Annotated in this window: 26 protein-coding genes and 1 tRNA gene; 16 read left to right on the top strand and 11 right to left on the bottom strand. The window is 60.7% G+C overall.

What is annotated here, in order from left to right; all coding sequences use genetic code 11:
- Positions 1 to 27: 27 nt before the first annotated feature.
- The 3 genes from ACT53S_RS00305 to ACT53S_RS00295 all read right to left on the bottom strand — a co-directional run bounded on the left by ACT53S_RS00305 (position 28) and on the right by ACT53S_RS00295 (position 2758).
- Positions 28 to 486 (bottom strand): YbaK/EbsC family protein, encoded by a 459-nt coding sequence (locus ACT53S_RS00305; RefSeq protein ID WP_142072356.1) that lies wholly within the window; start codon positions 484 to 486, stop codon positions 28 to 30.
- Between the two features lie 331 nt (positions 487 to 817).
- Positions 818 to 2206, bottom strand: coding sequence for a dipeptidase (locus ACT53S_RS00300; RefSeq protein ID WP_476065522.1), 1389 nt, complete (start codon positions 2204 to 2206; stop codon positions 818 to 820).
- A 120-nt stretch (positions 2207 to 2326) separates the two neighbouring features.
- Positions 2327 to 2758 (bottom strand): MarR family winged helix-turn-helix transcriptional regulator, encoded by a 432-nt coding sequence (locus ACT53S_RS00295; protein ID WP_476065521.1) that lies wholly within the window; start codon positions 2756 to 2758, stop codon positions 2327 to 2329.
- Positions 2759 to 3200: 442 nt separating this feature from the next.
- Between ACT53S_RS00295 and polA the strand changes: the two genes are divergently transcribed.
- Together polA and pcaD are read left to right on the top strand one after the other, a co-directional pair.
- Positions 3201 to 6185, top strand: a complete 2985-nt coding sequence (gene polA / locus ACT53S_RS00290; protein WP_476065520.1) for a DNA polymerase I — start codon at positions 3201 to 3203, stop codon at positions 6183 to 6185.
- Between the two features lie 62 nt (positions 6186 to 6247).
- On the top strand, positions 6248 to 7036 hold the full coding sequence (gene pcaD, locus ACT53S_RS00285) for a 3-oxoadipate enol-lactonase (RefSeq protein WP_476065519.1): 789 nt from the start codon (positions 6248 to 6250) through the stop codon (positions 7034 to 7036).
- Between the two features lie 643 nt (positions 7037 to 7679).
- Here the strand turns inward: pcaD and ACT53S_RS00280 are convergent.
- Positions 7680 to 7769: transfer RNA gene (locus ACT53S_RS00280), tRNA-Ser, on the bottom strand.
- Positions 7770 to 7941: 172 nt separating this feature from the next.
- Between ACT53S_RS00280 and ACT53S_RS00275 the strand changes: the two genes are divergently transcribed.
- From ACT53S_RS00275 to deoA, 10 genes are all read left to right on the top strand, one after another.
- Positions 7942 to 8262 carry a hypothetical protein gene (locus tag ACT53S_RS00275; protein ID WP_476065518.1) on the top strand — a complete coding sequence of 107 codons (321 nt, stop codon included), beginning with the start codon at positions 7942 to 7944 and terminating at the stop codon, positions 8260 to 8262.
- A 135-nt stretch (positions 8263 to 8397) separates the two neighbouring features.
- Positions 8398 to 9057 (top strand): peptide-methionine (S)-S-oxide reductase MsrA, encoded by a 660-nt coding sequence (msrA, locus tag ACT53S_RS00270; RefSeq protein ID WP_476065517.1) that lies wholly within the window; start codon positions 8398 to 8400, stop codon positions 9055 to 9057.
- A 257-nt stretch (positions 9058 to 9314) separates the two neighbouring features.
- Positions 9315 to 10307 carry a BMP family ABC transporter substrate-binding protein gene (locus tag ACT53S_RS00265; protein WP_113378379.1) on the top strand — a complete coding sequence of 331 codons (993 nt, stop codon included), beginning with the start codon at positions 9315 to 9317 and terminating at the stop codon, positions 10305 to 10307.
- Between the two features lie 68 nt (positions 10308 to 10375).
- On the top strand, positions 10376 to 11896 hold the full coding sequence (locus tag ACT53S_RS00260) for an ABC transporter ATP-binding protein (protein ID WP_113378380.1): 1521 nt from the start codon (positions 10376 to 10378) through the stop codon (positions 11894 to 11896).
- 7 nt (positions 11897 to 11903) lie between these two features.
- Positions 11904 to 13007: an ABC transporter permease gene (locus ACT53S_RS00255; protein ID WP_476065516.1), complete on the top strand. Its 1104-nt coding sequence runs from the start codon at positions 11904 to 11906 to the stop codon at positions 13005 to 13007.
- Positions 13008 to 13017: 10 nt separating this feature from the next.
- A complete protein-coding gene (locus ACT53S_RS00250; protein ID WP_476065515.1) occupies positions 13018 to 13989 on the top strand; it encodes an ABC transporter permease in 972 nt (323 codons plus the stop codon).
- A gap of 3 nt (positions 13990 to 13992) precedes the next feature.
- Entirely contained in the window at positions 13993 to 14385 is a 393-nt protein-coding gene (locus tag ACT53S_RS00245) for a cytidine deaminase (RefSeq protein WP_142072342.1), read from the top strand.
- Positions 14382 to 15188 carry a purine-nucleoside phosphorylase gene (locus tag ACT53S_RS00240; RefSeq protein ID WP_476065514.1) on the top strand — a complete coding sequence of 269 codons (807 nt, stop codon included), beginning with the start codon at positions 14382 to 14384 and terminating at the stop codon, positions 15186 to 15188. The genes ACT53S_RS00245 and ACT53S_RS00240 overlap by 4 nt, the downstream gene beginning before the upstream one ends.
- Complete coding sequence (gene deoC, locus ACT53S_RS00235) at positions 15181 to 15951, top strand: deoxyribose-phosphate aldolase (RefSeq protein WP_476065513.1); 771 nt, start codon at positions 15181 to 15183, stop codon at positions 15949 to 15951. The genes ACT53S_RS00240 and deoC overlap by 8 nt, the downstream gene beginning before the upstream one ends.
- A gap of 2 nt (positions 15952 to 15953) precedes the next feature.
- Positions 15954 to 17267, top strand: coding sequence for a thymidine phosphorylase (deoA, locus tag ACT53S_RS00230; protein WP_476065512.1), 1314 nt, complete (start codon positions 15954 to 15956; stop codon positions 17265 to 17267).
- A gap of 9 nt (positions 17268 to 17276) precedes the next feature.
- Here deoA and ACT53S_RS00225 read toward each other — a convergent pair whose 3' ends face one another.
- The 7 genes from ACT53S_RS00225 to ACT53S_RS00195 form a co-directional block, all read right to left on the bottom strand.
- Positions 17277 to 17795: a TIGR02281 family clan AA aspartic protease gene (locus ACT53S_RS00225; protein ID WP_476065511.1), complete on the bottom strand. Its 519-nt coding sequence runs from the start codon at positions 17793 to 17795 to the stop codon at positions 17277 to 17279.
- A 123-nt stretch (positions 17796 to 17918) separates the two neighbouring features.
- Positions 17919 to 18548 carry a uracil phosphoribosyltransferase gene (upp, locus tag ACT53S_RS00220; protein ID WP_476065510.1) on the bottom strand — a complete coding sequence of 210 codons (630 nt, stop codon included), beginning with the start codon at positions 18546 to 18548 and terminating at the stop codon, positions 17919 to 17921.
- A gap of 104 nt (positions 18549 to 18652) precedes the next feature.
- Positions 18653 to 19627 carry an adenosine deaminase gene (locus ACT53S_RS00215; RefSeq protein WP_476065509.1) on the bottom strand — a complete coding sequence of 325 codons (975 nt, stop codon included), beginning with the start codon at positions 19625 to 19627 and terminating at the stop codon, positions 18653 to 18655.
- Positions 19624 to 20844 carry a phosphopentomutase gene (locus ACT53S_RS00210; RefSeq protein ID WP_476065508.1) on the bottom strand — a complete coding sequence of 407 codons (1221 nt, stop codon included), beginning with the start codon at positions 20842 to 20844 and terminating at the stop codon, positions 19624 to 19626. The genes ACT53S_RS00215 and ACT53S_RS00210 overlap by 4 nt, the downstream gene beginning before the upstream one ends.
- Before the next feature lie 91 nt (positions 20845 to 20935).
- Positions 20936 to 21553, bottom strand: a complete 618-nt coding sequence (locus ACT53S_RS00205) for a TadE/TadG family type IV pilus assembly protein (RefSeq protein WP_476065507.1) — start codon at positions 21551 to 21553, stop codon at positions 20936 to 20938.
- Entirely contained in the window at positions 21550 to 22185 is a 636-nt protein-coding gene (locus ACT53S_RS00200; RefSeq protein ID WP_113378389.1) for a TadE/TadG family type IV pilus assembly protein, read from the bottom strand. The genes ACT53S_RS00205 and ACT53S_RS00200 overlap by 4 nt, the downstream gene beginning before the upstream one ends.
- Positions 22186 to 22293: 108 nt before the next feature.
- Positions 22294 to 22641 (bottom strand): pilus assembly protein N-terminal domain-containing protein, encoded by a 348-nt coding sequence (locus ACT53S_RS00195; RefSeq protein ID WP_476066609.1) that lies wholly within the window; start codon positions 22639 to 22641, stop codon positions 22294 to 22296.
- A gap of 524 nt (positions 22642 to 23165) precedes the next feature.
- On the opposite strand from ACT53S_RS00195, the gene ACT53S_RS00190 reads away from it, so the two are divergent.
- The 4 genes from ACT53S_RS00190 to cpaB all read left to right on the top strand — a co-directional run bounded on the left by ACT53S_RS00190 (position 23166) and on the right by cpaB (position 25139).
- A complete protein-coding gene (locus ACT53S_RS00190) occupies positions 23166 to 23336 on the top strand; it encodes a Flp family type IVb pilin (RefSeq protein ID WP_113378391.1) in 171 nt (56 codons plus the stop codon).
- 53 nt (positions 23337 to 23389) lie between these two features.
- Positions 23390 to 23563, top strand: coding sequence for a Flp family type IVb pilin (locus tag ACT53S_RS00185; protein ID WP_476065506.1), 174 nt, complete (start codon positions 23390 to 23392; stop codon positions 23561 to 23563).
- Between the two features lie 138 nt (positions 23564 to 23701).
- Positions 23702 to 24211 (top strand): A24 family peptidase, encoded by a 510-nt coding sequence (locus ACT53S_RS00180; protein WP_142072327.1) that lies wholly within the window; start codon positions 23702 to 23704, stop codon positions 24209 to 24211.
- A 112-nt stretch (positions 24212 to 24323) separates the two neighbouring features.
- Entirely contained in the window at positions 24324 to 25139 is an 816-nt protein-coding gene (cpaB, locus tag ACT53S_RS00175) for a Flp pilus assembly protein CpaB (RefSeq protein WP_113378394.1), read from the top strand.
- The last annotated feature ends 5 nt before the right edge of the window (positions 25140 to 25144 follow it).

Below are 25144 nucleotides of genomic sequence, written 5' to 3'. Positions count from 1 at the left end.
CGGTAAACAGCCATAACCACACTTCAGTCACTGGCAGAGGTCGGCCCATTCCGCATCGACCAGCGTTGCCATGCGCTGCGGCTCTATCCTGACCGCGGCATTGGTCGCTCCGCCAGCGGGCACGACCTCGGTCCAGTTTTTCAGCGAGATGTCGCAATAGATCTTGAGCGGCGCGGGAAGACCGAAAGGACAGACACCGCCGACCGGATGACTGGTGGCTTCGACAACAGCCTCTGCATCAAGCATGCGCGGCTTGACGCCGAAGCGATCCTTGAACTTTCTGTTGTCGAGCCGTCTGGTGCCCGCAGTGACGACAAGCACCGTGTCCTCACCGATCCGCAGACAGATCGTCTTTGCGATCTGGTCGGGTTCGACACCATGGGCTTCAGCAGCCAGAGCCACGGTCGCAGAACTCGCTTCCGTCACAATGACGGAAAGATCTGGGGCATGGGTGCGGAAAAACTCACGGACGGATTCAAGACTCATGGGCTTACCCTACTCGGCTTTAGTCGCAATCTTCAACTCTGAACGCAGAGGGCCCTTGAAACATGATCGGGCCGTTCCCATCTCCAGGCTACCAAGCGACGAGCGAATCGTTTCAGCGCAGAGATTGCACGAAACGTGACGCCCTTAAGGAATTGTTCATCATCCCGCGCGATCCTGTGGATCAGGGATGAGCTTGCCGAGGCAAGCAGACATCCGAAGCATCGCATGGCACGTTTCCGCCCCTGACCACGGATGTACTGGCAGGACAGCGTTGAAGCGTAAAGGAAAGGCCGGTTTTTGACCGGCCTTTTTGCTTTTCTGGCTTATGCGCTCACTTGTTGGCTAGCGCGTCGAGGATACGGATCCACGAGCGGATACCCTTGTGGAACGAGTTCAGGTCATACTTCTCGTTGGGTGAATGGATGCGGTCATCGGTCAGACCGAAGCCGACGAGCAGCGAGTCCATGCCGAGCATTTTCTGGAAATCTCCCACAATCGGGATCGAGCCGCCCATGCCGACGATCACGGCCGGCTTCGGCCACTCATCCGAAAGCGCATTCTTCGCCTTGGTCAGCTCCGGCGAATCATAGGAAAGCTGGATTGCAGGCGAGCCCCCATGTTCGTGGAAATCCACCGAGCAGTCGGCCGGAATCCGCGCCTTCACGAAGCTTCGGAAGCTCTCGCGGATCTTTGCGGGATCCTGGGTTCCGACGAGACGGAACGAGATCTTAGCGGAAGCCTTGGCGGCGATGACCGTCTTGAAACCTTCGCCGGTGTAGCCACCGATGATGCCGTTCACCTCCGCCGTCGGACGGGCCCAGGTCAGCTCCAGAACCGAACGACCCTTTTCGCCCGAGGGGATCGACAGACCAACTTCGCCGAGGAAGCTTTCTGCGGTGCGGCCAAGGCTCTCCCAGGATGCCTTGATGTTGGAGGGTGTTTCCTCAACGCCGTCATAGAAGCCCGGCAGGGTGACCTTGCCGGTTTCGTCATGCAGATCGGCCAGGATTTTCGTCAGGATGTGGACCGGGTTCGCAGCGGCACCTCCGAACAGGCCCGAATGCAGATCGCGGTCAGCAGCCGTGATGGTCACCTCTTCACCGACAAGGCCCCGCAGCGCAGCGGCGATGGCTGGGGTCTCGCGGTCCCACATGCTGGTGTCGCAGACCAGGGCAAAATCGGCCTTCAACTCTGCCGCATTGGCTTCGAGAAAGGGCTTCAGCGAGGGCGAACCGGATTCCTCCTCACCTTCGAACAGGATGGTGATTCTGACTGGCAGGGAGCCCTTGACCGTCTTGTAGGCGCGGCAGGCTTCGACGAAAGTCAACAACTGACCCTTGTCGTCAGACGTGCCACGCCCGGTGATGATCTTGCGGCCGTCCTTTTCCTTGATCGCTGGCGCGAAGGGGTCATCCTCCCAGAGGTCCAGCGGATCGACCGGCTGAACATCGTAGTGACCGTAGAAGAGCACGTGGGGCGCGTCCGCACGGTCGGCAGCGTGATGCGCCACGACCATGGGATGGCCGGGCGTGTCGCGCAGCGAGGTATCAAAGCCAAGCTCGGCCAGTTCCTTCACCAGCCATTCGCCGGCCTTGCGGCATTCGTCCTTGTAGGTGGGGTCGGTGGAGATGGAAGGGATTCGGACCAGATCGAACAGCCGGTCGAGGCTCTGTGGCAGAGTATCATCGGCCTTGGCGAGGATGGGAGAAAGATCGGTCATGGTCATGTCCTGCAGAATTGAAATCGCGGCGGAGCATAGAGCAAAGCGACTGTCGTTTCGAGGCATGACGACGGTAAATTTCGAGATGCCGGACCGGCCCGCCAGCCAACCGACCACCGCTCACAGCTTGCGGGCATTCGCGATCGCCCAGCGGATATACTCCTTCAACAACTCCTTTTCGAAGCGCCGGAAACCGGAAAACACGGCATCTTCCGCTTCGCGGACCAGAACGAGTGCTTCCTCGCGCATTGTTCGCGCCTTTTCGGTCAGGAAGATCTGCTGGGCACGCTTGTCACGCGGATGCACGCGCCGCTCGATCAGGCCGTCCCGCTCCATGCGGGCCAAGGTGTTGGCCATGGTCGCCTGTTCCACATCGACGCGATCGAGCAGTTGTCGCTGGGTTAGCCCCTCCTCCTCCCACAATTCGAGCAGAACGGGAAACTGACCCGGTGAGAAGCCGAGACGCACGGCCCGGCTCTGTAGAGCACGCGTCACGCTGCGGGCGAACTGGGTCGCCAGTTGTGTGGCAGATTCCGGGCGGTCATTGGCCATGGCACGACAATGTCGAGAGGTTAGGAATTTGGGTTGCCGACTTTAACGGCAAGAAGCATCGCAGGCGATGCATTCCTGTGGCTGACCAGTCATGGGATGCGCTCTTGACTTCGGAAGCCGCCGTGGCTTGAGGCGGGGACTGCCACGGCGGCTCCGGAATATGGGGACAAAGGCCCGGAGAGGGGGATAAGGCCTTTGCCCGAGTCTGACGCGGCGGGGGACGAGCCTCATTCAGACTACGGCGTGATCAGACGCCGATGACTGTGATCTGAGGTTCCAAATGTGGTTTTTCAAGGGAAAGAGGCATTACAAATCGGTAAGCTTTTTGTGAGCTTTCCATTTCAGGTCAGGGTCGCGTGCTGCCCAAGCGCATACTCGGTTTTTGTCCACGCAGAACAAACCGTCATGGACGTTTTCGCCGCCCCGCGCTATCCATGCCGACATGAAAAAAGGCGATCACCTCTTCCTCGTCGACGGCTCGGGTTTCATCTTCCGCGCCTTCCACGCCATCCCGGCCCTGAACCGCAAGTCGGACGGCCTGCCCGTCAACGCGGTCTCCGGCTTCTGCAACATGCTGTGGAAGCTGTTGCGCGATGCCCGCAACACCGATGTCGGTGTGACGCCAACGCATCTGGCCGTCATCTTCGACTACTCGTCGACGACCTTTCGCAAGGAAATCTACCCGCTCTACAAGGCGAACCGCTCGGCCCCGCCGGAAGACCTGATCCCGCAGTTCGGCCTGATCCGCCATGCGACCCGCGCCTTCAATCTGCCCTGCATCGAGACCGAAGGTTTCGAGGCCGATGACATCATTGCCACCTATGCCCGCCAGGCTGAGGCCGTCGGCGCCGATGTCACCATCGTTTCCTCCGACAAGGACCTGATGCAGCTCGTCACCGCGAACGTGCATATGTACGACGCGATGAAGGACAAGCAGATCGGCATTCCCGACGTCATCGAGAAATGGGGCGTGCCGCCGGAAAAGATGATCGATCTGCAGGCGATGACAGGCGATTCGACCGACAACGTTCCCGGCATTCCCGGTATCGGCCCCAAGACCGCCGCCCAGCTGCTCGAAGAGTTCGGCGATCTGGAAACCCTGCTCGCCCGTGCTGATGAGATCAAACAGGTCAAGCGCCGCGAAAACATCGTCGCCAATGCCGAGCTCGCGCGTGTCTCGCGCCAGCTCGTCGAACTGCGCACCGATGTGCCGCTCGACATGAAGCTCGAGGAGTTGGTGCTCGAACCGCAGAACGGTCCGAAGCTCATTGCATTCCTCAAGGCGATGGAATTCACCACGCTGACCCGCCGTGTGGCCGAAGTCTGCGACTGCGATGCCGCCGCGATTGAGCCGGCTGTCGTGCCCGTCGAATGGGGCGATTCGGCCCGCGGCCCCGATCTTGACGCGGGAGACGCAGCCGCCTCGTCGTCGGCTCCCGACACTGCACCAACAGCTGCGTCAACGGCGACAGCGACCGGCAGCCCCGACGGCAAAACCCCTGTCGATCTTGCGGCAAGCCGCGCCAATGCCTTTGCCGGCAAGCCGCTCGACACCAGCGCCTATGTGACGATCCGCGATATCGAGACCCTTGAGCTCTGGATTGCTGCTGCCCGCGAAACCGGCCTCGTCGCCTTCGACACAGAGACCACCTCGCTCGATCCGATGCAGGCCGAGCTGGTCGGCGTCTCGCTCGCGATCCAGGACAATGTCCTTTCGCCCGGCTCCACCGAAATCCGCGCCGCCTATATCCCGCTGACCCACAAGACGGGCGTCGGTGATCTTCTCGGTGGCGGTCATGCCGAGGGCCAGATCCCGATGAAAGAGGCGCTGGCCGCCCTGAAGGGCTTGCTCGAAGATCCTTCCGTCCTGAAAGTCGCGCAGAACCTGAAATACGATTACCTGGTGATGAAGCGCCACGGGATCACGCTTCAGTCCTTCGACGACACTATGCTGATGTCCTACGTGCTCGACGCCGGCAAGGGCAATCACGGCATGGATGGCCTGTCGGAAAGATGGCTCGGCCACACGCCGATTCCGTACAAGGATGTCGCCGGCTCCGGCAAATCCTCCGTCACCTTCGATCTCGTCGACATCGATCGCGCAACCGCCTATGCCGCCGAGGACGCCGATGTGACGCTGCGTCTCTGGCTGGTTCTGAAGCCGCGTCTCGCTGCCGAGGGTCTGACGCGCATCTATGAGCGGCTGGAACGCCCGCTGGTGCCGGTGCTTGCCCATATGGAAGAGCGCGGCATCACCGTCGATCGCCAGATCCTCTCCCGCCTCTCGGGCGAGCTTGCCCAGAAGGCCGCTGCCGCCGAGGACGAGGTCTATGAACTCGCCGGCGAGCGTTTCAACATCGGCTCGCCCAAACAGCTCGGGGATATCCTGTTCGGTCGAATGGGCCTGCCGGGCGGTTCCAAGACCAAGACCGGCCAGTGGTCCACCTCCGCCCAGGTCCTCGAAGACCTCGCCGCCGAGGGTGCACCCCTGCCGCGCAAGATCGTCGACTGGCGCCAGCTGACCAAGCTGAAGTCCACCTATACCGATGCACTTCCCGGCTATATCCACCCGCAGACCAAGCGCGTCCACACGGGCTATTCGCTCGCCTCGACGACGACGGGCCGCCTGTCATCGTCGGAACCGAACCTGCAGAACATCCCGGTCCGCACCGCCGAAGGCCGCAAGATCCGCACGGCCTTCATCTCGACGCCGGGCCACAAACTGCTTTCGGCAGACTACAGCCAGATCGAACTGCGCGTGCTCGCTCATGTCGCCGAGATCCCGCAGCTGCGCCAGGCCTTCGCCGATGGCGTCGACATCCATGCCATGACCGCCTCGGAGATGTTCGGCGTGCCGGTAGAGGGCATGCCGTCGGAAGTCCGCCGCCGCGCCAAGGCAATCAATTTCGGCATCATCTACGGCATTTCCGCCTTCGGCCTTGCCAACCAGCTCGGCATCGAGCGCTCGGAGGCCGGCGACTACATCAAGAAGTATTTCGAGCGCTTCCCCGGCATCAAGGACTACATGGAGAGCACCAAGGCCTTCGCCCGCGAGCATGGTTATGTGGAAACCATCTTCGGTCGCCGCGCCCATTACCCGGAGATCAAGTCCTCCAACCCCTCCATGCGTGCCTTCAACGAACGCGCTGCGATCAACGCGCCCATCCAGGGCTCGGCTGCCGACATCATCCGTCGGGCGATGATCCAGATCGAGCCGGCGCTTGCCGCGGCCGGTCTCTCGGAGCGCGTGCGGATGCTGCTTCAGGTGCATGACGAACTGATCTTCGAAGTCGAGGACGAGGCCGTCGATGCCGCCATGCCTGTCATCGTCGACATCATGGAAAACGCCGCCATGCCGGCCGTCTCCATGCGCGTGCCGCTCAAGGTCGACGCCCGCGCCGCCCACAATTGGGACGAGGCGCACTGAGAATTCCCGGCCTTGCCGGTTTGCGAAACACGGGCGCTGTTCAACCCGCAGGAGTACAAGATTTGGCCTTCAAGACCATCAACGGCAATGTCGTGCACTACGAACTGATCGGCGAGGCGAAAGCCAAGAACCTGATCGTCTTCTCCAACGGCCTCGGCACCGACTTCCGCATCTGGCTGCCGCTCTTCGACGAACTCGGCGACGATGTCTCTGTGCTGCTCTATGACAGCCGTGGCCACGGCCTCTCCGGCGGCGCCGACAAGCCCTTCGGCATGGCCGATCTCGTCTCGGATCTCGCCAGCCTCTGCGACGAACTCGGCATCCGCAAAGCCACCTTCTGCGGCCTCTCCGTTGGCGGCCTTGTCTGCCAGGGCCTCTGGCAGGAGCGGCCGGATCTCTTCCGCAAGCTCATCCTCTGCGACACCGCGCCCCGCATCGGCACTGCCGAAATCTGGGCCGAGCGCATCGCCGGCATCGAGAAGGGGGGCCTGGAGAGCGCTGCTGATAGCGCCATGGCGCGCTGGTTCACCCCGGCCTTCCATGAGGAGCGCGCCGATGAACTCGCCGGCTATCGCCTGATGATGACCCGCCAGTCCATCGCAGGCTATCTGTCGACCTGTGCTGCCCTGCGCGACACAGATTTCTCCGACGTCCTGCCGACGATCACGGTTCCTACGCTCTTCGTGGTCGGCGACCAGGACGGCTCCACGCCGCCCGCCACCGTCAAGGCCGGTGCCGATCTCGTGCCGGGCGCGCGTTTCGAGGAAATTGCCGATTGCGCCCACATCCCCTCGGTCGAGCAACCGGAAGCGCTCGCCGATCTCATTCAGAAGTTCATGCGGCAGAGCTGATCGCGCGCGGACGAAAACCGCTGTCAACAGCCGTCGGGCATTTGCCCGGTGGACAGGCAGGAAAGTCGCACGAAGGCCGAAAACGAAAAAGCCTGCCGCGGGAGGAGGTGCGGCAGGCTTTTCGAATGGTTTGAACACCGACTGGGAGGAGGAGTGCCGGTGTTCTGTAGGACGACCTTGGGAGGAGGAGTGGTCGCCCTGCGTCGAAGCTCTGCGGGAGGAGGTGCATTGCTTCGATGACTGTGATCATACGCTGACCACCGCCGTTTCCAAGCATCAATGCTGCACTGCAGCTATGCGAAACATGCATTGCTTGGTGATTACGAATTGGGCAGAACAGGGCTCGCTGGGAGACCCCAGTCCCGTGGTCCGCTGGTCATGGAACCAACGAATTAGCCAGCAGCCAGCGGGTCTCAGCACAAATCGTCAGGTCAATCTGGATTGTTTTGGGCGCTTGCGATCCGGCTGCATAGGCCCACGGTTCACACCGCCTGCCTCAATGGAGATTGGCATACGCGGCCGGCAACCGGTCGCCAAGTCACTCTTTCATCAGCTCGTGTAGGAAACGGAATCCACGTTCCAGCATCGGCCTCACCAGGGGACCAGGAGGAGCGCTCAGGAATAACGGTAGAATATCAAGGAATGGCGGACAGGGTGGGATTCGAACCCACGGTACGCTTTCACGCACACACGCGTTCCAGGCGTGCGCCTTCAACCACTCGGCCACCTGTCCAGGGAGGTCGCGGCGAAAATCACCGCGGTTGGTCGGGCGCGATATATACCCATGAAATTCGGCTGATCAACCGAAATCTCTCATTATTTTGACATCGGCCGACAAATCCCTATCTATAGCCCCAGACAGCAGCGGGATCGGAGGCTGCCGTCGAGTTCAGCCGGGGATGTTGATGGTGCGGCTTGCCTTGAGAATGATGAGTTTGCTCCTGCTGTGCGCGGGGGTGGTTGCAGCGACGGTGGACACGATCGCATCTGTTTCGGCTTCCCGCATGATTCTGACACCGTTGACGTCCGTCTGGGCAGATGTCAGCCCGGCGTCGTTGGCGATGTTGCAGCAGACACTCGAGGCCCGCTTCGGCATCGGCACCTGGGCAGCCTTGCGCGACACCGTCCTGGTGCAACCTGCTTTTGTCGTGCTGTTTGCGATGTCGCTGGTCTTCTGGATGCTGGGCTACAAGAAGCCGTCGCTTGCCGGACGGTTTGCGGCCTGAGCGCCGGCTCGAAGCGTTGAGCCACCGCATGGGCATGTAAGGTCAGCGGGAAAACTGCGACATACAACAGTCATTCGCCCCACCCGTGCTTGGCCCGCATCCGGCGGCGCCCCGCTTATCAGAAGGAGTATCGAGATGTTCCTGATCGACATGTTCAACAAGAAGACGACAATGCCCACCGCCGAAAGCGCGCTTCCCGGGAGAGCCGAGGCCCTGCCGACCGCCGAAACACACTTCGTCTCCGGTCTGCCTCTCAAGGGGCCCTACCCCGAGGGCATGCGGACCGTCTATCTGGGTATGGGATGTTTCTGGGGCGCGGAACGGCTGCTTTGGCAGACGCCCGGCGTCTATGTCACGGCGGCAGGCTATCAGGGCGGAATCACACCGAACCCGACCTATCAGGAGACCGTCACGGGGCTCACCGGCCACACCGAGGTGGTCAAGGTGGTCTACGATCCGGCGAAGATCAGCTTGGAAGAGATCTTCAAGATCTTCTTCGAGGCCCATGACCCGACACAGGGCATGCGGCAGGGTAACGATATCGGCACGACCTACCGGTCTGCAATCTATGTCGAAACGGACGAGGACATGGAACTCGCGATCACAGTGCGCGATCGGTTCCAGCACGCCTTGGTTCAGGCCGGACACAGCAGTCGCGTAACGACCGAAATCGCCCATGCCGGTCCCTTCTACTACGCCGAAGACTATCACCAGCAGTATCTTGCCAAGAATCCGAACGGCTATTGCGGTCTGCGTGGCACGGGCGTTGCCTGCCCGATCCAGCCGGCGGCCTGAGAGGTGCTGCCCAAAGCGGCAGCACAAATCCCCTTGATCTGACTAGATTTTCACACTCGATGCTGAATTTTCAGCACGGGTGTGAATCTTTACCAGATGAAAAAAATCTGGTGAATTTTTGCGAAAGCCATGCAAGGATGCGGCCCAGCCAGGACCTCTGGAAAAGGGGAGCGGCGGTTCCGCAGACATGTCTTTCTCATGTGGAAAGGCTTGCGGGAGGACCCAACAAGATCAATAGCAACAAACAGGGCTGCACAATGAAGAAAACCCTCCTCAGTCTCTTTGCCTTGGCCGCGATGTCGGCGACCGCACTTGCGGCCGACATCAAGCCGGCGCTGGTTTATGGCACGGGCGGCAAGTTCGACAAGTCGTTCAACGAAGCCGCCTATGGTGGCGCCGAGAAGTTCAAGGCCGAAACCGGCATCGACTATCGTGATTTCGAGCCGACCAGCGACACCCAGGGCGAACAGGCGATCCGCAACTTCGCCTCGAAGGGCTTCAACCCGATCGTTGCCGTGTCCTTCGCATGGACCTCGGCCATCGAAAAGGTCGCGGCAGAATTCCCCGACACCCAGTTCGTCATCGTTGACTCGGTCGTCGACAAGCCGAATGTCCGTTCGGTCGTCTACAAGGAAGAAGAAGGCTCCTACCTGGTCGGCCTGCTCGCCGGCATGGCGTCGACCACCGGCAAGGTCGGTTTCGTCGGCGGCATGGACATTCCGCTGATCCGCAAGTTCGAATGTGGCTATGAGCAGGGCGCACGCGCCGCCAAGGCCGACATCGAAGTCCTGCAGAACATGATCGGCACGACGGGTGCTGCATGGAACGATCCGGTCCGCGGCGGTGAACTCGCCAAGAACCAGATCGACCAGGGCGCTGACGTCATCTACGCGGCAGCCGGCGCTTCCGGCCTCGGCGTTCTTCAGACCGCCGCCGACAACAAGAAGTTCTCGATCGGCGTCGATTCCAACCAGAACCACCTGCAGCCGGGTTCCGTTTTGACCTCGATGGTCAAGCGCGTCGACCTCGCCGTCTACAACGCCTATTCCGATTCCAAGAACGACAAGTTCACGCCCGGCCTGCTGGCACTCGGCGTCAAGGAAGACGGCGTTGGCTATGCGCTCGACGACAACAACGCCAAGCTGATCACCGATGACATGAAGGCAGCCGTCGAAAAGGCGAAGGCCGACATCATCGCAGGAACCGTCAAGATCCACGACTACATGTCGGACAATTCCTGCCCGAAGTGATCTGAAATCCGGGCGCAGGACGGCTCATTCGTCGTCCTGCGCCCTTTTTGTATGTCTGGGGGACCGGAATGACTGCAACGAGCCAGGTACCGGCGATCGAATTGATCGGCATCGACAAGAAGTTCGGTGCGGTGCATGCCAACAAGAACATCAACCTTACGGTCGCCAAGGGCTCCATTCACGGTATCATCGGTGAAAACGGCGCGGGCAAATCGACCTTGATGTCGATCCTCTACGGCTTCTATCAAGCCGACCAGGGATCCATTCAGATCGGCGGCAAGCCGACCACCATCCGGGACAGCCAGGCGGCGATTTCCGCCGGCATCGGCATGGTGCACCAGCATTTCATGCTGGTCGAAAATTTCACGGTGCTCGAGAACCTGATGCTGGGCGCCGAAGGTGGCGCGACACTGGCCAAGGGTGTGGACAGCGCGCGTGCCGCGCTGAAGAAGCTCGAAGAGGATTATGAGCTGGAAGTCGATCCCGACGCGGTGATCGAAGAACTGCCGGTCGGCCTTCAGCAGCGTGTGGAAATCCTGAAAGCCCTCTATCGCGGCGCAGAAATCCTGATCCTGGACGAGCCGACGGGTGTGCTGACGCCGGCCGAGGCCGACCACCTGTTCAAGATCCTCGGCGTGCTGCGTGATCAGGGCAAGACCGTCATCCTGATCACGCACAAGCTGCGCGAGATCATGGCGATCACCGACACCGTCTCGGTGATGCGACGCGGCGAAATCGTGGCGACACGCAAGACAGCCGAAACCACGGTCGAGGAACTCGCAGAGCTGATGGTCGGCCGTCGCGTGCTGCTGCATGTCGACAAGCAGCCAGCCAATCCGGGCGACATCTACCTCTCCGTGCGGAACCTGACCGTCAAGGACAGCCGTGGCGTCGTCATGGTCGACAATGTCTCCTTCGACGTGCGCTCCGGCGAAATCGTCGGAATCGCAGGGGTCGCGGGTAATGGCCAGAGCGAATTGCTGGAAGCGATCACCGGCATCCGCAAGCCGACATCCGGCGAGATCTGGATCGGCGGCCGCAACGTCGCGGGGCTCGATCCGGCAGAATTGCGCGGCATTGGCGTTGCCCATATTCCGGAAGACCGACACCACATGGGCCTGGTCCTGCCTTTCGAAGAGAGCCAGAACGCCATTCTCGGTTATCATCGTGACGAACGCTACGGGAAGGGCTTCTTTCTCGACCCGGATGCGATCCGCAAGGCCGCCGTCGCCGAGATCGAAAAATACGACATCCGCCCGCCGAACCCGCGGCTGAAGACCGCCAACTTCTCCGGTGGCAACCAGCAGAAGATCGTCGTTGCCCGCGAAATCGAACGCGACCCGAAACTTTTGATCGTCGGCCAGCCCACACGCGGTGTCGACATCGGCGCCATCGAGTTCATTCACAAGCGGATCGTCGAGACGCGTGACGCCGGCAAGGCCGTGTTGCTCGTCTCCGTCGAACTCGACGAAATCCGTTCGCTGTCCGACCGGATCCTGGTGATGTTCGCCGGCAAGGTGGTTGGCGAGAAGACACCGGACGCCGGTGAACAGACACTTGGCCTGATGATGGCCGGTATTGCCGCTTGAGGATTTGATGAGCACTGCATCCGTACCCCTTCCAAACTGGATCAATTATGCGCTGCTGCCGCTGATCAACCTCACGCTGGCGTTTCTCGTCTCCGGGCTTGTGGTCTGGATCATCGGCGAGAACCCGTGGGAGGCCCTGCAATTGATGCTGCAGGGTGCGCTCGGGCGCGGCGAAGGCATTGGCTTCACGCTGTTTTACGCGACCAACTTCATCTTCACCGGCCTGTCGGTGGCGGTCGCTTATCATGCCGGCCTGTTCAACATCGGCTCTGAAGGTCAGGCCTATGTCGGCGGCCTTGGAGCGGCACTGGCGGCGCTTGCGCTCGACCATTATGTGCCGTGGTATGTCACGATGCCCTTTGCGATCATCGGAGCAGCGCTGTTCGGCGCCGCCTGGGCGTTGATCCCGGCTTTGCTGCAGGCCAAGCGCGGCAGCCATATCGTCATCACCACCATCATGTTCAACTTCATCGGCGCGGCACTGATGGTCTATCTGCTGGTGAACGTATTCATCGTTCCCGGCAAGATGGCACCGGAAACCCGCACCTTCCTGGAAGGCGGGCAGCTGCCGAAGCTCGACTGGCTGATTGCGATGTTTGGCGGCAAGCTCGGGCCCGCTCCGTTCAACGTCTCCTTCCTGATCGCACTCGTGATGTGCTTCGTGGTTTGGGTGTTGATCTGGCGCACGAAGCTCGGCTTCGAGATGCGGACCATGGGGCTCAGCCGGTCAGCTGCCGATTATGCCGGAATTTCCTATACGAAGATCGTTGTGATCACGATGCTGATTTCCGGTGGTCTCGCTGGCATGATGGCGCTCAATCCGGTGCTCGGCGCCTCGGCGCGCCTGCAGGTGGAATTCGTCGGTGGCGCAGGCTTTGTCGGCATTGCCGTTTCTCTGATGGGGCGCAACCATCCGCTCGGCATCGTGATTGCCGCCATCCTGTTCGGCGTTCTCTACCAGGGCGGCGCAGAACTCTCCTTCGACATGCCGAATATCACCCGCGACATGATCGTGGTGATCCAGGGTCTCGTCATCCTGTTTGCCGGTGCGCTCGAATTCATGTGCCGGCCGATGATCGTTCGCGCCTACCAGTCTTTCGTGAAGGGTTGAGGATCAGACCATGGATACTTTCGACATCCTCATCAGCATTCTCGGATCCACCATCCGCCTGTCGATCCCGCTGATTTTCACGGCGCTTGCCGGTCTCTTCTCGGAGCGCGCTGGCATTTTCGATATCGGGCTTGAGGGCAAGATGCTGGCTGCCGCATTTGCGGCTGCGTGCACCGCCCATCTGACCGGTTCTGCCTGGGCTGGCCTTGCCGCCGGCATCGGCATTTCGCTGTTCTTCTCGCTGATCCACGGTTTTGCCTCGATCACCAATCGCGGCAACCAGATCGTCTCGGGCGTGGCGCTGAACTTCGTTGCGGCCGGCCTGACCGTCGTGCTCGGCCAGGCCTGGTTCGGCCAGGGCGGCCGCACGCCGCAGGTGACCAATGACGGCCGCTTTGCGCCGATCATCCTGCCGGGTGCCGACGCGATGCGCGACGTACCCTTCATCGGGCCGATCTATGCGAATGTGATTTCCGGCAACAACATCCTCACCTATCTTGCCTTCCTCGCCGTGCCGCTGTCCTGGTGGGTGCTCTACCGAACGCGTTTCGGGCTGCGGCTGCGCGCCGTCGGCGAAAATCCGGGCGCCGTCGATACGGCCGGCATCTCGGTAACCTTCCTCCGTTACCGCGCCGTTCTGGTGGCCGGCTTCCTCTGCGGTTTTTCCGGCACCTATCTGGCGATCGCGCAATCAGCGGCCTTCATCAAGGACATGTCGGCGGGCAAGGGCTACATCGCGCTTGCGGCGCTCATCTTCGCCAAGTGGAAGCCTGTGCCGGTCATGTTTGCCTGCCTGTTGTTCGGCTTTCTCGACGCGCTCGCCAACTTCATGCAGGGCAAAGCAATCCCGGGCATCGGCGAAGTGCCGGTGCAGATCTTCCAGGCTCTGCCCTATATCCTCACCTGTATCCTGCTGGCCGGCTTCATCGGTGCTGCCAACCCGCCGAAAGCCGGTGGCGTGCCCTACACCAAGGAGCGTTGATCCATGGCGCATGATCTGTTCGAAGCCGCGCGCGGCGCGATGCAATTCGCCCACGCGCCCTATTCCAAGTTCCCCGTGGGAGCTGCGATCCGGGCCGATGACGGCAAGATCTATACAGGCGCGAACATCGAGAACCTCTCCTTCCCGCAGGGCTGGTGCGCGGAACCGACCGCCATCGGCTGCATGATCATGGGCGGGGGCAAGAAGATCGTCGAGATGGCGGTCATTGCCGAGAAACTGGCGCTCTGCCCGCCCTGCGGCGGATGCCGGCAGAAAATCTCGGAATTCGCCTCTGCAGATACCAAGATCTATCTCTGCGACGAGGTGGGCGTGCAGAAGACCATGACCATGGACGAACTTCTGCCGCTGAGCTTCAAGACGGACGTGATTGGATGAAGCCCGCCGTCGATCTTCTCGTCGAGCGGCTGAACGGCCTCGTTCCCCGTCACGGCATCGTCCTGGGCTCGGGATTGGGCTCACTGGTGAACGAGGTTCGGGATGCGGTTCGTGTTCCCTATTCCGAGCTGCCCGGCTTTCCCTTGAGTGCCGTATCCGGTCATGCTGGCGAGCTTGTCGCCGGCATACTGGGGAAAACGCCGGTCATCATGCTTGCCGGTCGTGTGCACTATTACGAGCATGGCGATCCGACAGCAATGCGGATTCCCATCGAAGTGCTGATGGGGCTGGGGGTCACGACGCTGATCCTGACCAATGCGGCGGGGTCTCTGCGCGAGGACATGCCGCCGGGTTCGGTCATGCAAATCACCGACCACATCAATTTCTCCGGCAAGAACCCGCTGATCGGCGAGCCGAACGACGCGCGGTTCGTCGGCATGACTTCGGCCTATGACGCGCAGCTGCAAGCTGCCATGCGCGAAGCCGCAGCCGCAGAAGAAGTCCCGCTCTCTCGCGGTGTCTATATGTGGTTCTCCGGCCCCAGCTTCGAGACACCCGCTGAGATCCGCATGGCGCGGGTGCTGGGGGCTGACGCGGTGGGTATGTCAACCGTACCGGAAGTCATTCTCGCGCGCTTTTTCGGCCTAAGGGTTGCGGCAGCCTCCGTGATCACCAATTATGGAGCCGGCATGACCGGTGGCGAACTGAGCCACGAAGAAACCAAAGACATGGCGCCGATCGGCGGCGAACGTCTGGCCCGCATCCTCAAGCGGATGATCGGCGGAGGTAACGATATTGGATAACCAGGAACTGCGCGCGGTTGCGACCAAGGCGCTGTCGCTTCTCGACCTCACCAACCTGAAGGATGATTGCACGCCGGAGCAGATCGTTTCGCTCTGCGGCAAGGCCCAGACCGCTTATGGTCCTACGGCCGCGATCTGCATCTGGCCACGCTTCGTGATGCAGGCGCGCACGCTGCTTGGGCCGGACAGTCCGATCCGCATCGCGACCGTGGTCAACTTTCCCTCTGGCACGATGAAGATCGAGGATGTGCTGGCGGAGACGCGCGACGCTGTTGCCGACGGCGCCGACGATATCGACCTTGTCATTCCATATCGTGCCTTGGCTTCGGGTGACGAGAAGGCTGTGACGGACATGGTGACCGCCGTGAAGGCAGCCTGCGGCCATGCGATCCTGAAGACGATCCTGGAAACCGGCGAACTCAAGGACGTGGCTCTCATCCGCAAGGCATCCGACCTTGCCATCGCGGCAGGTGCGGATTTCGTCAAGACTTCGACCGGCAAAGTTGGCGTCAATGCCACGCTGGAGGCGGCAGACATCATGCTGCAATCGATCCGGGACAGCCGCAAGAAAGTCGGGTTCAAGCCGGCCGGCGGGATCTCGACGGTTGCGGACGCCGCCCTCTATCTGCGGCTCGCGGATACGATCATGGGAGAAGATTGGGTCATGCCGTCGACCTTCCGTTTCGGGGCATCCGGTTTGCTGGACGACATCCTCGCAGTGCTATCCGGCGAGCGATCGACCGCGGTGGCTTCAGGATACTGACCATGCTACTGCCGCAGGAGATCATTCGTCGGAAACGGGATGGGGAAGTGCTCTCGGCTGACGAGATTGCTGCCTTCGTCGAAGGGTTGTCGAATGAAACGATCTCCGAAGGCCAGGTCGCGGCCTTTGCCATGGCGGTCTTCTTTCGCGGCATGACGCCGGACGAAATCGTCGCGCTGACGCTGGCCATGCGTGATTCAGGCGACGTCCTCTCCTGGGCCGGAGTGGGCAAGCCCATCGCCGACAAGCATTCGACGGGAGGTGTCGGAGACAATGTCTCGCTGATGCTGGCGCCGATCGTGGCTGCCTGCGGGCTGGCGGTCCCGATGATTTCAGGGCGCGGGCTTGGGCATACCGGCGGCACGCTGGACAAGCTGCAGTCGATCCCCGGTTATGACGTGATGCCGGACAATACCATCTTCCGCCGCACGGTGGACCGCGCGGGCTGTGCCATCATCGGCCAGACGGGCGATCTCGCGCCGGCGGACAAGCGGCTCTATGCGATCCGCGACGTGACAGCGACGGTGGAATCCATCCCGCTGATCACGGCCTCCATCCTGTCGAAGAAACTGGCGGCCGGGCTGGACAGCCTGGTGCTCGACGTCAAGGTCGGCAATGGCGCCTTCATGGCCAAGGCGGAAGACGCCGAAGCGCTCGCCCGTTCGCTGGTGCGTGTGGCCAATGGCGCCGGTGTCCGGACAACCGCGCTACTGACCGACATGAATCAGCCGCTTGCCGACTGCGCCGGCAATGCGATCGAGGTGCAGAACGCGGTCGACTTCCTCAAGGGCCTGAAGGGCGGCACACGTCTTGAAGAAGTAACGCTCGCCTTTGGAGCGGAGATGCTGATCAATGCCGGCGTGGAGAGCGATCACGGCGTCGCCCTCAAACGTTGCGTCGAGGCTCTCGCCTCCGGCAAGGCGGCCGAGATCTTCGGAAAGATGGTGCGCGAGCTGGGCGGCCCCGCCGACTTCATGGACAAAGCAGAGCATTACCTGCCGCGTGCCAGGGTGGAAATTGCTGTGGAAGCGCCCGAAGACGGCTATCTCTCCGCCTGCGACACCCGCGCGCTCGGGCTTGCCGTGGTGACGCTTGGCGGTGGACGGCAGCGGCCGAGCGACAGCATCGATCACGGGGTGGGGATATCCGGCTTCAAGCCGCTCGGCACGAAGGTGACGAAGGGCGAGCCTATCGCCTTTGTGCAGGCCAATGACGAGGCTTCGGCAACACGGGCTGCGGAAACCGTCGCTCAGTGCTACCGCATCTCGCAAACGAAGCCGGCCGCGACGCCGGTGATCGGCCTCAGGATCGAGTAGGCCTCAACCTCACTGGATCAAGCGAAGCGTGCGATTTTCCGCCGTGTAGGACCTTAGCTTCTTCATGAAGCTCATGCCGACCAGCGTCGAAGAGAGGGCCTTGTCGTCGAGAACAAAGGCGTCGACCGCCCGGACACGGATGCTGCCGATCTCAATGCGGTCGAGCACAACATGGGCGGCCTTCAGCGAACCATTGGCCGTCGTTACGTCATAGCGGAAGTCGAGCATCGAAGGGCTGAAGCCTAGGCGACGGGCGGTAGAGATGTTGATTGCGACGAGCGAGGCTCCGGTATCGACCATGGCCTCGACGGGCTTTCCGTTCATCTTGAACGTGCCTTCGTAATGTCCACCTGGACCCATTGTCAGAACCGTCTGTCCCGACGATGCCTTGGCCGGCTGCGTTCTCGGCTCTTCCGGCGCTGCGGTTTCCCGCTGGTTCAACAACGCCTGGACCTTACCCGCGATCATCGGCCACTGGCTGGCAGACAGAGCGATCAACAAGACTGTGAACAGCGTGCGGGCGAACATCGGCACTCCTCAATGGGTTCGCGCTCACTGTAGCAGCAGGGTCTTTCCGGATGGATACTGGATAAATAAAACGGCCCGAAACAAGCGTTCCGAGCCGTCAAAGCCAGTGATCTGGTTAAGGAATCACTTCGTTCCGTACATCCGGTCACCCGCATCGCCGAGGCCGGGCATGATGTAGCCCTTCTCATTCAGATGGCTGTCGATCGAGGCTGTGAAGATCGGCACGTCGGGATGGACAGCCTGAAAGTTCTTGATGCCCTCGGGCGCCGCCAGCAGGCAAAGGAAACGGATGTTTTTCGCGCCGCGTTCCTTCAGTTTGTCGATGGCGGCGATCGAAGAATTGCCGGTCGCGAGCATCGGGTCGACGACGATGATCAAGCGCTCCGACAGGGCTTCGGGTGCCTTGAAATAGTATTCCACGGCCTGCAGCGTTTCGTGATCGCGGTAGACGCCGACATGGGCGACACGGGCTGCCGGAACCAGTTCGAGCATGCCTTCCAACAGGCCGTTACCGGCGCGCAGGATCGAGGCGAAGACCAGCTTCTTGCCCTCAAGGATCGGGGACTGCATTTCGGTCAGCGGCGTCTCGATCGTCTCCAAGGTCAGCTCGAGATCGCGCGTCACTTCGTAGCAGAGAAGGGTCGAGATCTCACGCAAAAGCCGGCGAAAGCTGGAGGTCGAGGTTTCCTTGCGGCGCATAATCGTCAGCTTGTGCTGAACGAGAGGGTGATTGATGACTGTTACGCCGTCCATGGATCGAACCTTCTTTTCTTCTTTGTCTTCGGATGGGTCTATTTTCACGTTCTCAGGGAGAGCCGCAAGAGCAGGCGTGGATTTTGCCCGGTCTTCAACAGCGCTCACGTTGCGAGTTTCGTCAGCAGCGCTTGTCGCGTCTTTTCGTCCACGAAGGCTGCCTCGATCGCCGTGCGGGTCATCGCGTCGATCTCCGCGTTCGAAAATCCAAATTCCGTCGCCGCCAGTTCATACTCGCGGGCGAGCGACGTGTGGAAGAATGGCGGATCGTCGGAATTGATGCAGACGCGGACGCCGGCATCCCGGAGCTTACGCAGGGGGTGGCTCTGGAAATCGGGATAGACCGACAGCGCAATGTTGGATCCAGGGCAGACCTCCAGAACCGTCCCGAGATCGGCGAGCCGCCGGACGAGTTCCGCATCCTCGATGGCACGCACGCCATGCCCAATGCGATCCGGCTTCACGAGGTCGAGCGCATCGGCGACGCTGAAGGCGCCGCAGACTTCACCGGCGTGGATTGTCAGGCCAAGCCCCGCCTCTCGAGCGATGTCGAAGGCACGGGCATAGTCAGCCACACGGCCCATGCGCTCTTCACCGGCCATGTTGAAGCCGGTGATCAGCGAGTTGGGGCTCCGGGCGGCATATTCGGCGGCGGCAATTACGCTTTCCGGACCGAAATGGCGCTCGCCCGTCACGAGAATGCGCACCTCGATGCCGGTGTCCGCCTTTGCTCGCTCGATACCAGCTGTAATGCCGGCCAGGTAATTGTCCGCACCGAGGCCGATCCGATCGCCATGATCCGGCGAGATAATCAGTTCACTGTAGATGGTGCCTGCCGATGCCAGTTCGCGCAGATAGGTCTCCGTGAGAAGCGCATAATCGTCTTCCGTCCGGAACAGGCCTGCGACCTTGTCATAGGCTTTGATGAACTCCGAAAAGTCGGTCCAGGCGTAGCGGTCACCGTCCATGAATGTGTCGGGATCGACGCCGTATTTGCGCGCCTGATCAAGGGTGAGTGCCGGGGGCGCCGCGCCTTCGAGATGACAGTGCAGTTCGGCTTTTTTCAGCTGTGTCGTCACAGGAAGCTCCGTCCGTGGCGGCCCGGCGCGATGCCGAGATGCGCCGCAATGGTTTCGCCGATATCGGCATAGGTCGTGCGCAGTCCGACATTGCGCGAGCGGATGCCTGGCCCGAAACACATGATCGGAACACGCTCGCGCGTGTGGTCGGTGCCGCGCCAGGTCGGATCGCAACCGTGATCCGCGGTCATCAGCACCATGTCTCCGGGCTTCAGTCTGCGATGGACCTCGGGCAGACGCCGGTCGAAGGCTTCGAGCGCGGCTGCGTAACCGGGGACGTCGCGACGGTGGCCATACAACATGTCAAAATCGACAAAATTGGTGAAGACGAGATCGCCATCGGCCGCTTCATCGATCGTCTTGAGGGTCGCATCCATCAGGGCTGCATTGCCATTCGCCTTGATCATGCGGGTAATTCCCTGATGAGCGAAAATGTCGGCGATCTTGCCCACAGCATGCACTTTCCGGCCGTCGTCGACGAGGCGATCGAGCAGCGTCGGCTCCGGCGGCAGGACGGAGTAATCGCGGCGATTGCCAGTGCGTTCGAAGCTCTGTGGCGTTTCGCCGATGAAAGGACGCGCAATCACCCTGCCGATGTTCAACGGGTCGAGCAGTTTGCGGACGGTCTGACAGAGCGAGAGCAGACGCTCAAGACCAAAATGGGTTTCATGCGCGGCGATCTGGAAGACGGAATCGCTGGAGGTATAACAGATGGGCTTGCCCGTCCGGATGTGTTCCTCGCCGAAGCGAGCGATCACGTCTGTGCCAGAGGCATGACAATTGCCGAGGATGCCGGGCAGGCTGGCTTCCCGGCAGATAGCTTCCACAAGATCCGCCGGGAAAGCTTCCTCGCCTTCGGGGAAATAGCCCCAGTCGAACATGACGGGGGTCCCGGCGATTTCCCAATGGCCAGACGGCGTATCCTTGCCATGCGACACTTCACTTGCCGCCCCGTGCAGCCCGAAGACACGTTCGGGCACGGGCATGCCGGCTGGAACCCGACCTGTGGCGAGTTTTGCCGCTGTCAGCAGACCAAGGGCGGACATGTTGGGCAGCACCAGCGGACCTTGCCGCAACCCCTTGCGATCTCCCGCGCCCGCCGCACAGAATTCAGCGATATGACCAAGGGTATCGGACCCGTCATCGCCGTAACCGAGTGCATCTGGCGCACCGCCGATGCCGAAGGAATCGAGAACAAAGAGAAATGCGCGTGCCATGCTCTATCCAAGGCCGGTCCGGAACGAAACGACGGCCGGCGTCTGCCCGCATCAATAACTGCTGAGCTCGGGCTTGGCAAATAGGGTGCGGTCAGCAGTCGTTGCAGGTGATCTGTGCACCCAGCCGCTGGCGGTAATAGAACTCGCGATAGAGGGTCAGGCTCTTCGTGCCGCCGCTGACCAGACCGGGCAGATAGGTCATCAACTCATGGGAAACGCTGAGTTCGCTACGGATCAGGAACGTATCCGCAATCAAGAGATCCGCAGGGACCGGCGCCTGGGTGCCCACGCCGTAAGGTGCGACACCGGTCGAAGACCAGGACCAGGCAACCTTGGCCGCCTTCGCACTGTCGATCTTGATCGCGGTGACCTTGATTAGAAGATTGGACGGAGGATAAGGCACAAAGATCGCCCTGGCCACATCGGGCATTGTGCCGAGAAATGCCTTCGTGACCTTCTCTTCCCGCGCAACGATATCGGCAACGGCATTGCTGGCCAGCGAGGCTTTCTTGGCTGCGCTGAAGCCCATGGTGAGCTCGAACGCCATCAGGTAAAGGACGAGAAGCATCGGTGCGACGAGGGCAAACTCCACACCGCCGACGCCCTGCCGGTCGCGCAGGATCGCTCCCAGGCGAATGAACAAGCCACTCTGTCGCCGGACAGGCCCTGCGGTTGCGTTTGTCGCAGTTTCGAGAAGCTTCCTCATCATGGATATTTCTCGTTCTTGAAGGCGGTGGTCGCCACGATCAGGAAATCGCTGGGCATCGAGCCGTCCGACGGCCGAATGGTCGTGATGTAGGGGCGAACGAGGTCCGTGATCACCTGCCAGCGGTAATAGGCGCGCAGCATGTTGATCGTATCGGGGCCGCCGGGCGTGAAGGCGAATGTAGCCGGATTGATGTCGGAATATGTCGCGCTGCTCATGCGCGGGATCGTCGTCGGGATCGCCGCGAAGGTCGAGAATGTCCGAGCATCGATGTAAAGCTTGGCAGCTGTTGCAACTTCCGTCGCCGAGCACTTGATGAGAATGCTGATCTCGTCACAAAAGCGCTGCCTGAACTGCTCCTTGGTCTTATCCGTCGAGCGGTTCAGCCCGTAGGTAATCTGCCCGGTACGGATCTCGCGTCCGAGGGTATTGACCGCATTCGTCACGAGTTGCTCGGCCGCAAATGCGATGAAGGTCTCTATGATGGCAAAGATGATGATGAAGTAGGGGATCGAGAGGATTGCGAATTCAATTGCCGCAGCGCCGTCGCGCGAACGTGCCAACCGCTTCCAAAGGCGGCCTACCCGAATCCTGGATGATCTTGCGCAATGCTGATCGTTTTCTCGGCCGCTCATAGCCCCACCCGCTCCAGATGTCGGAGTGAAGCTAAGCTGCAAGTATTGATTTTCCGTTTCCGAACTCTTTACACTTGTTTCAGCTTCAGAAACCGAAATGCAGCGTGACTATTGCGTCGGGCCGGTCTGGGCGTGCTGTTCACAGTTGGGCGTGCATGACAGCACAGTGCGGTCCGTCGCTTTATAGACGCGCACGGTGTTGGATTCATCGATCGAGACAAGTACGCGCTCGTCGACGATCGCATTTCCATCTGCATCGAGCAGAACGAGGTTCGTGGTGCCATAGGCGCGCCCGGTCAGGACGATCGTCTTTGCATCCGCCACCGTGGCATCTGCCACTTCCGAGTTGCCAACAATGACTTTGCTGACCGGACGGTCGAGCTTCAGAATGCGGGCGCTGTTCATATAGACGCGAAGAATGTCATCGGCTGCGGCAGCCGGCGCGGACACCACCATAACCGTCACCAGGGCGAGAACCGCAGCAAGAGCTGTGAAACGACGGTCGAAGTTGGACATGCCTGATAATCCGCGCGTGAGAGGGCTCAGGCGATGAGTATGGAGCCGCTTGGTGAATGAAGCGTTAAGCCTTCAGGTCGGTATTTTCGCCACCGAGCGTCTCACCTCACCGCCAGCCCTCTGACTAAGGCCTGTACCACTCCGACACAGGCAGGATGTCTCACGGGCATGATCGTGTCTCAAACCGGATTTCCGTACTCGGGATACCGATTGTCATCAGGCAGCATGGACTTGCCGCGAAAGCCCGGAATACGGGCCATTTGCCTTTGGTCACGCGACCGTTGCGCGCATTTGACTGAATGCGAGGATTCTTTGTTTACCACAGTTCTCGCAAAGACCGGTTCACGGGGCGGTAACCTTCTTTCTTAAGTCGATAGCAAGGGGGTCGATTTAGGTTGAGGACATCCGAGCAACGGAAACAGTTGCCGGCAGTGCTGATCAACCTCGCGGAGTAGGAGAATAACATGACCAAGCTTTTCGCACGTTTCGTCAAGGACGAGTCCGGCGCAACCGCTATCGAATACGGCCTCATCGCCGCCCTGATTTCTGTCGCCCTCATCACCGGCGCGACGACCCTCGGCAACGCTCTGAACACGCAGTTCACCAACCTTTCGGGCAAGCTCAACTACAAGTGAGCCTACGGACGCGCCCGGCGTCTGATGGGTAGCGTAATGTTCTGGAGAGACACATGAAATCCATGATTGAACGTTTCATCAAAGATGAATCGGGCGCTACTGCTATTGAGTATGGCCTGATTGCAGCACTTATTTCGGTCGCGCTGATCACGGGTGCAACCACCCTCGGCAACGCCCTGAATACTCAGTTCGACAACCTGTCCAAGAAGCTCAACTACGCGGGCTAAGACCTGGTTAACGGAAATCGACAAAGCCGTCTCGCGGAGCGAGGCGGCTTTGTCGTTTCGGGACCGCGGATGCGGCGTCAGCTTTGCCAATTCTTCACCTCTTTGCCGTAACATGAGAGTGGGTCAAGGATATCAGCCATGTATGCAGCCATCATCTTCGTGATACCGCCTATCTGCTTTGTTATGGCAGCGCTGACGGATTTCCTGGAGATGACCATACCCAACCGAATTCCGGTCATTCTCCTTTCAGCCTTTTTGCTTGTTGCGCCGTTCAGCGGCCTCACCCTGGGAGAATTCGGCTGGCATGTCGCTTCCGCCGCCCTCGTATTTGCGGTCTGCTTCGGGTTGTTTGCCTTGAACGTCATGGGCGGAGGAGACGCGAAGCTTCTTTCCGCCGCCGCCATCTGGTTCGGCTTCAACCATTCGCTTTTCGAGTTCCTCGCCTATACCGGATACTTAGGCGGCGTTTTGACAATCATGGTGATGCTCGTGCGAGCCAACTGGGCGAAGTTTGCAACGCTGGGCGTCAAGTTACCCAAGACGTTGATGGTCGCGAACAAGATCCCCTATGCGATTGCGATTGGTGCCGCGGGGCTTATGGCCTATCCGCAATCGCCTCTGATGATTTCAGTCATCGCAAGTCATTGAGCCAGTAGAAACCTTGCATTAACCACAAATGTAAGCGGCTTATTAACCATAAGTACACCAATTCCTGATCATTCTCTGCCGCAGAACCTATTGCGTCGTTCGAGGATCGATCATGAAACCCGCCCGCCTCATCATACTCGCTGTCGCCGTCGTGGCCGCCGGTATGGCCGGTCTCCTCGCCATGCAGCTGAGCGGCAACAAGACCATCGTCGTGCAGGAGAATGCCCCGGCGGAGAAGCAGCCCACCGTCGACGTCCTTGTTTCCGCGAAAAACCTACCTGTCGGCGCGCGTCTCGATGAAAGCGCCATGCGCTGGATGCCATGGCCCGCGGATAGCGTGGTCGACGGCTTTATCACGTCGTCGACACGAGCCGACGCGATCACGGAATTGCAGGGCGCTGTCGTGCGCCTCCCGATGTTCGAAGGCGAGCCGATGCGCCGCGAGAAGATCGCGGACTCGTCCTCACGCATTCTTTCTGCGCTGTTGCCATCCGGCAAGCGCGCCGTGTCGACAGAGATATCGGTGGCCACGGGTGCCGGCGGCTTCATCCTTCCCAACGACCGGGTCGACGTCATCATGGTCCGCAAGGGTGACGAGAACAATTTTCTGACCGAGACCGTCCTGTCCAACGTACGCGTGCTTGCGGTCGACCAGCAGATCGAAGAGGCCGCGGACGGTTCACGGTCGGTGATCGGAACGACCGCGACGCTTGAGCTTACTCCGGATCAGGCCAAGGTAATGGCGGTTGCGCAGCAGATGGCCGACCGTCTGTCACTCGCGCTGCGCTCGGTCGCCGACGCGCAAGAGGAAGACACGAGTGCAGCCGACTATCTGCTGAGCGGCGGTGACGGTCAGCCGACGATCCAGGTCATCAAGTCCGGCGAGGTGGTGAAATCCTCCGAACCGGCCGCCAATTCCATGAAGTGAGTGGG

It is taken from the genome of Allorhizobium sp. DMC15 (genome assembly GCF_056314065.1).
Note: the sequence above shows the minus strand (reverse complement) of the source record. Positions and strands in the feature narration are given on the sequence as shown.